At 41.6% G+C, this 5,452-nt stretch carries 3 protein-coding genes and 5 tRNA genes; all 8 read left to right on the top strand.

Annotation, left to right across the window (positions count from 1 at the left end; genetic code table 11):
• The first annotated feature begins 64 nt into the window (after positions 1-64).
• The 8 genes from VK097_RS06000 (at position 65) to VK097_RS05965 (ending at position 5,147) form a co-directional block, all read left to right on the top strand.
• Positions 65-141, top strand: a tRNA-Met gene (locus VK097_RS06000).
• A 17-nt stretch (positions 142-158) separates the two neighbouring features.
• Positions 159-234: transfer RNA gene (locus VK097_RS05995), tRNA-His, on the top strand.
• A 34-nt stretch (positions 235-268) separates the two neighbouring features.
• Positions 269-345: transfer RNA gene (locus tag VK097_RS05990), tRNA-Ile, on the top strand.
• Between the two features lie 9 nt (positions 346-354).
• Positions 355-447, top strand: a tRNA-Ser gene (locus VK097_RS05985).
• A gap of 204 nt (positions 448-651) precedes the next feature.
• Positions 652-727: transfer RNA gene (locus tag VK097_RS05980), tRNA-Phe, on the top strand.
• A 177-nt stretch (positions 728-904) separates the two neighbouring features.
• Complete coding sequence (locus VK097_RS05975; RefSeq protein ID WP_324210897.1) at positions 905-1,516, top strand: superoxide dismutase; 612 nt, start codon at positions 905-907, stop codon at positions 1,514-1,516.
• Positions 1,517-1,624: 108 nt separating this feature from the next.
• Positions 1,625-2,896: an MFS transporter gene (locus tag VK097_RS05970; RefSeq protein ID WP_324210896.1), complete on the top strand. Its 1,272-nt coding sequence runs from the start codon at positions 1,625-1,627 to the stop codon at positions 2,894-2,896.
• A 187-nt stretch (positions 2,897-3,083) separates the two neighbouring features.
• Positions 3,084-5,147, top strand: coding sequence for a peptidoglycan D,D-transpeptidase FtsI family protein (locus VK097_RS05965; protein WP_324210895.1), 2,064 nt, complete (start codon positions 3,084-3,086; stop codon positions 5,145-5,147).
• The last annotated feature ends 305 nt before the right edge of the window (positions 5,148-5,452 follow it).

Genomic DNA, 5,452 nt, shown 5'->3' with positions numbered 1-5,452 from the left:
GTGGTAGAGCAATCGGCTGTTAACCGATCGGTCGCAGGTTCGAATCCTGCCTGTGGAGCCACGTGGCGGCGTAGCTCAGCTGGCGAGAGCGTACGGTTCATACCCGTGAGGTCGTGGGTTCGATCCCCTCCGCCGCTACCATTACTTCTAATTCAATGGCGGTCGTGGCGAAGCGGTTAACGCACCGGATTGTGGCTCCGGCATTCGTGGGTTCGATTCCCACCGGTCGCCCCATCATCTAACCATTATTATTGCTGAAATATTGTACGGACCCTTAGCTCAGCTGGTCAGAGCTATCGGCTCATAACCGATCGGTCGCAGGTTCGAATCCTGCAGGGTCCACCACTCATATTTGGAGGCATACCCAAGTCTGGCTGAAGGGGTCGGTCTTGAAAACCGAAAGGCGGGTCAAACCGCGCGGGGGTTCGAATCCCTCTGCCTCCTCCATACATACCATCAAAACACCGTCTAACAACATAAAACCCAGGAGATACAACATAATACGATTCAGCTGGCCGCTTACATAGCTAAAAAACCATCCAAGTGCAGGCTTGTGAATAAACTCGCAACGCGACGAGTAGAAAACATCATCGAATAAGCTTCGAAACAACAAACAATACGAGAACAGAATGACAAAATAACACACTATATGGCTCGGTAGCTCAGTCGGTAGAGCAACGGACTGAAAATCCGTGTGTCGGCGGTTCGATTCCGTCCCAAGCCACCATTTAAACAAGCCCAATGCTTGTTTTTTTATATATACCTAAAATATTATGCCAAAAACCATGTGTTGTGGTTTTCCTTAAGCATTTAATTTGCATGTGTATAATGGCTCTGATAATCTTGTATGTAAAGGGTGAATATTCAATCCTTTTAATAAAGAATATTAAGGGAGGATATAGAAATGGCAACATTTGAACTACCAGAACTACCATACGCATATGATGCTTTAGAACCTACTATTGACAAAGAGACCATGAACATTCACCACACAAAGCATCACAATACCTATGTAACGAAACTAAATGCTGCGCTTGAAGGAAAGGCAGATCTTCAGAATAAGTCACTTGAAGACTTAGTGGGTAATCTTGATGCTGTACCCGAAGACATTCGCACTGCTGTCCGGAACAATGGTGGTGGACACGCTAACCATAGCCTGTTCTGGAAAGTCATGTCACCAAATGGCGGCGGCGAACCATCAGGCGAATTAGCTGATAAAATTAATAGCAAATTCGGCAGCTTTGACAAATTCAAAGAACAATTTGAAAGTGCCGCAAAAGGACGATTCGGATCCGGCTGGGCATGGCTGGTAGTCAACAATGGTGAACTCGAAATTACGGATACACCTAACCAGGACACACCATTAATGGAAGGCAAAACACCTATTTTAGGTCTTGACGTCTGGGAGCATGCCTACTATTTGAAATATCAAAATAAGCGCCCTGAATACGTGGCTGCATTCTGGAATGTCGTCAGCTGGGATCAGGTAGAAAAAAATTATAACGAAGCTAAGTAATAAAAGCTGACATAAAAGGCACGGGGAAAATCCCGTGTCTTTTTTCGTAAAGTGCATATCTGACTCCATTTTGTTCACACTATAAACGAACAAAAAGGGGACATGGATATGCATAAAAGCCTAAAATACATAGCTGGAAAAATTGATATAAGCCGCGATCTCATTTTACTGCTGGTTATTGGCGGATTGTATTCACTCAGTATCTTCCTCTCCAATACATTTGTAAACATCTATTTATGGAAACAGGCAGGCGATTATACAACTATCGCTTTTTATAATTTGGGGATTTATTTATTTCAGCCGATTACATTTATTTTGGCAGGAAAAATAGCCAAAAAGATTGATCGCGTCATCGTATTGCGTTTAGGGGTAATCTTTTTATCTCTATTTTTTTTGAGTGTATTGCTTATAGCCGAGCAGGCGGCCAAGTATAACTTTATGCTTGGCAGTGTACTGGGTATCGGGTATGGATTTTATTGGCTGGCATTTAACGTGCTTACATTTGAGATTACGGAACCGGAATCAAGGGATTTTTTCAACGGGTTCCTTGGTGTTCTTCAGTCATTTGCAGGTATGGTGGGACCCCTTCTGGCCGGAACAATTATTGCAAGCATGCAGGAGAATGTCGGCTATAGTGTGATTTTTACGATGTCTTTCATCCTGTTTATCGGCGCTGTTATTTGCAGTTTTTTTCTCAAGCGGCGGCAGGCAGAGGGGCTTTTTCATTTCAGACGTGTATTAATGGAAAGGGCTCATAATAAAAATTGGAAGAGGGTATTAAACGCGCATGTTTCACAAGGTTTGCGCGAAGGTATTTTTTTGTTTGTTATCTCCATTTGGGTATTCATAACGACCCAAAGTGAATTTGCCTTAGGGATGTTTAATTTATTCTTGTCAGGTTTATCATTTGTGCTATATTTCATCGTGACAAAATGGGTGAAGCCATCGTTACGGAAAAAGGCAATTCTCAGTGGGGCGTTAATCTTATATTTTTCGATTTATATCATCCTGTTTGACATCAGTTACACACAGTTGATGATTTATGCTGCTCTTATTGGTATTGCCTATCCGGTTGTGAACGTGCCATATGCTTCACTGACTTATGATGTGATAGGAAAAGCCCGTAAAGCAAAAGAACTACGGGTTGAATATATTGTCGTCAGGGAATTGTTTGTCAATATTGGGCGGGTAACATCAATTGTTATATTTTTGACTGCCATCACATTATTCCCGGCTGAAACCATCATTCCCTATTTGCTGGCCATTTTCGGTCTTGGGCATTTGTTTATCTATTTGTTTGTAAAGGATATTTACCTGGGGAGTACAGGAAAAAAAGATGCCATTACAAAAGAACCGGTAACTGATGAAAAAAATCGGTAAAAACTCTTAGAATTCATCCCTGTAAATGGTATAATAAATGCATAACTGTTTTTCTGGCATATAATGGACAGTTATCCACCAAAAAAAGGAGGCTAACTGTCCATAAATGTCTGATTCTGTTCAACTAACATTCAGTGGAAAAAACGCCCACTGAATGAAGTTTTACTTTATGTTTAGGGTGAGGAGTATGGTTTCGAAAAAAAAGAAACAGAAAAAATCCCAGCTTCCCTTTCGTTTAAATATACTATTTTTTATCGTTTTTTTGCTTTTTTCGGTGCTAATATTGCAATTAGGTGTTGTACAGATTTTGAATGGGGAAACATTTCAGGCCGAAATTGACCGGACAACAAATGATTATACAGAAATTAGCGTTCCACGCGGAAAAATGTATGATCGCAACGGAAACCTGATTGTTGGAAACGATGCCGAATATTCGATAACATATACCCCGGAAAAAGGGATACAAGCGAAAGACAGGCTGGAAGTAGCTAAAAAATTAGCGGAATATATTTCAATGGATTCAGAGGAACGTCTGGATGGTATTACACTGCGGAATAAAAAAGAATATTGGTACTTGAAGAATACAGACGCAGCTAAAAGTCTGCTATCTCAGGAAGAAGTCGAGGAAATGGATAATGGTGAACAATATAATGAGATAATTGATCGAATCAATGAAGACCTGGTGAATGATTATTCCAAACAGGAGCTTGAAGTGATCGCGATTAAAAAAGAAATGGATAAGGCCATGACATTGACGCCGCAAGTGATAAAAAACGAGGGAGTTACACCTGAAGAATTTGCGCGTGTGTCTGCCCGTCTGGATGAACTGCCTGGTGTTAATGCAACAACTGATTGGAACAGAAAATACCCATATGATAAATCATTCCGTGACTTTGTCGGATCCATCACATCAGAGTCTCAAGGAATTCCAAAAGAGAAAGAGGATTATTATCTGAGCAGGGGATACAGCCGTAATGATCGGGTCGGCAACAGCGGACTGGAAGAACAGTATGAAAGCGTCCTGCGTGGCCGCAAAGAAAAAATCAAATACACTACCGATAACAATGGATCTATTGTCGGCTCTGATATCGTTGTGGAAGGCCAGCGCGGAAAAGACCTTGTCTTGACCGTTGATATGGAACTGCAGAAAAAAATCGATAAAGTCATCCGTGACGAAATGAAAACAGCAATTCAAAAACAGCCTCATGAAAACAGGTATTTGGAAAGGGCGATGGCTGTTGTGATGGATCCGAACACGGGTGAAATCCTGGCTGCCAGCGGACAGCGATATGATCATGATGACAGAGAGTTCACAAATACAGGAACAGCAACCATTTATAATGCCAATGCTCCCGGATCTTCAGTTAAAGGTGCCACGATGCTGGCAGGTTATCAGTCAGGCGCGATTGAGCCCGGACAGTCATTCTATGACCGGCCGATTAAGATCAAGGGGACGGAAGAAAAAAGTTCCTGGCGCAATTTAGGAACGGTTAATGACTATCAGGCGCTGGAGCAATCGTCCAACGTTTACATGTTTTTTATTGCTATGCGTATGGCCGGTGAGTATAACTATCAGCGAAATGAACCGGTGAATATTGATTACGGCGCTTTCGATGAAATGCGCAATTATTTTAGCCAGTTCGGATTAGGAGCTCCAACTGGTGTGGATTTCCCGTATGAATCAACTGGTTATAAAGGATCAAATCCTGATGCAGGTAATCTGCTTGACCTTGCAATTGGACAGTATGATACTTACACAACGATGCAAATGGCGCAATATGTCTCAACGATTGCCAATGATGGCTATCGCGTCCGTCCGCATTTTATGAAAAGTATCCATAACCCGGTCCCGCATAAGGATGATCTTGGTCCAATATATAAAAGTAATAATACAGAGGTTATGAACCGGGTTCAAATGAACGACAGCGAAATAGATCGTGTTCAGGAGGGGTTCCGCCGGGTGTTTCAGGGGTCAAACGGAACAGCTTCACGTTATTTTGCCGATAAACCATACGACGCTGCTGGTAAGACCGGTACAGCCGAATATGATATCTACGAAGATGGTGAATTAAAGGCTTCAACGGAAAATTCGGCTCTTATCGGTTATGCTCCTTATGATGATCCGGAAGTAGCTTTTGCTCTCATTGTACCGCATACAGGAAAAGGAAATGACTATCCGATCAATCACAAAATCGGTCAAGGTATATTGGACGCCTACTTTGAATCACAAAACGAAGATGAAGACAAATAACTATTCATTAGCCTAAACCCTAAATAAAGGGTTTGGGCTTTTTATTTGGAGTAATTTGTTCTTACTTTCTTTGACTCCCTATATAACAATAATCGAACCCAACTTCGAAAAAGGGGCATGTCATTTAAAAATGATGTCCTTTTTTATCTGGGATTATGGTGTTCTTGGTGAAAGTATTTTGTATCTTGTAAAAGGAGAATCCTATAAATTAAACTAGCCTGACAGAAAAAAAGCTGTATTACACTTGGCAATACAGCTTAGTTGGTGATGGTTTCGGCAATTTCCTTCTGGTCCATATCACTTGA

This window comes from Lentibacillus sp., from assembly GCF_035301675.1.
Lineage (GTDB): Bacteria > Bacillota > Bacilli > Bacillales > Amphibacillaceae > Lentibacillus.
This window is presented reverse-complemented; position numbering and strand designations above follow the sequence as displayed.

What these genes read in the sequence shown, in the direction of transcription:
- VK097_RS05975 (WP_324210897.1), top strand. Translation starts at nt 905, where the DNA reads ATGGCAACATTTGAACTACCAGAACTACCATACGCATATGATGCTTTA.
- VK097_RS05965 (WP_324210895.1), top strand. Translation starts at nt 3,084, where the DNA reads ATGGTTTCGAAAAAAAAGAAACAGAAAAAATCCCAGCTTCCCTTTCGT.
- VK097_RS05970 (WP_324210896.1), top strand. Translation starts at nt 1,625, where the DNA reads ATGCATAAAAGCCTAAAATACATAGCTGGAAAAATTGATATAAGCCGC.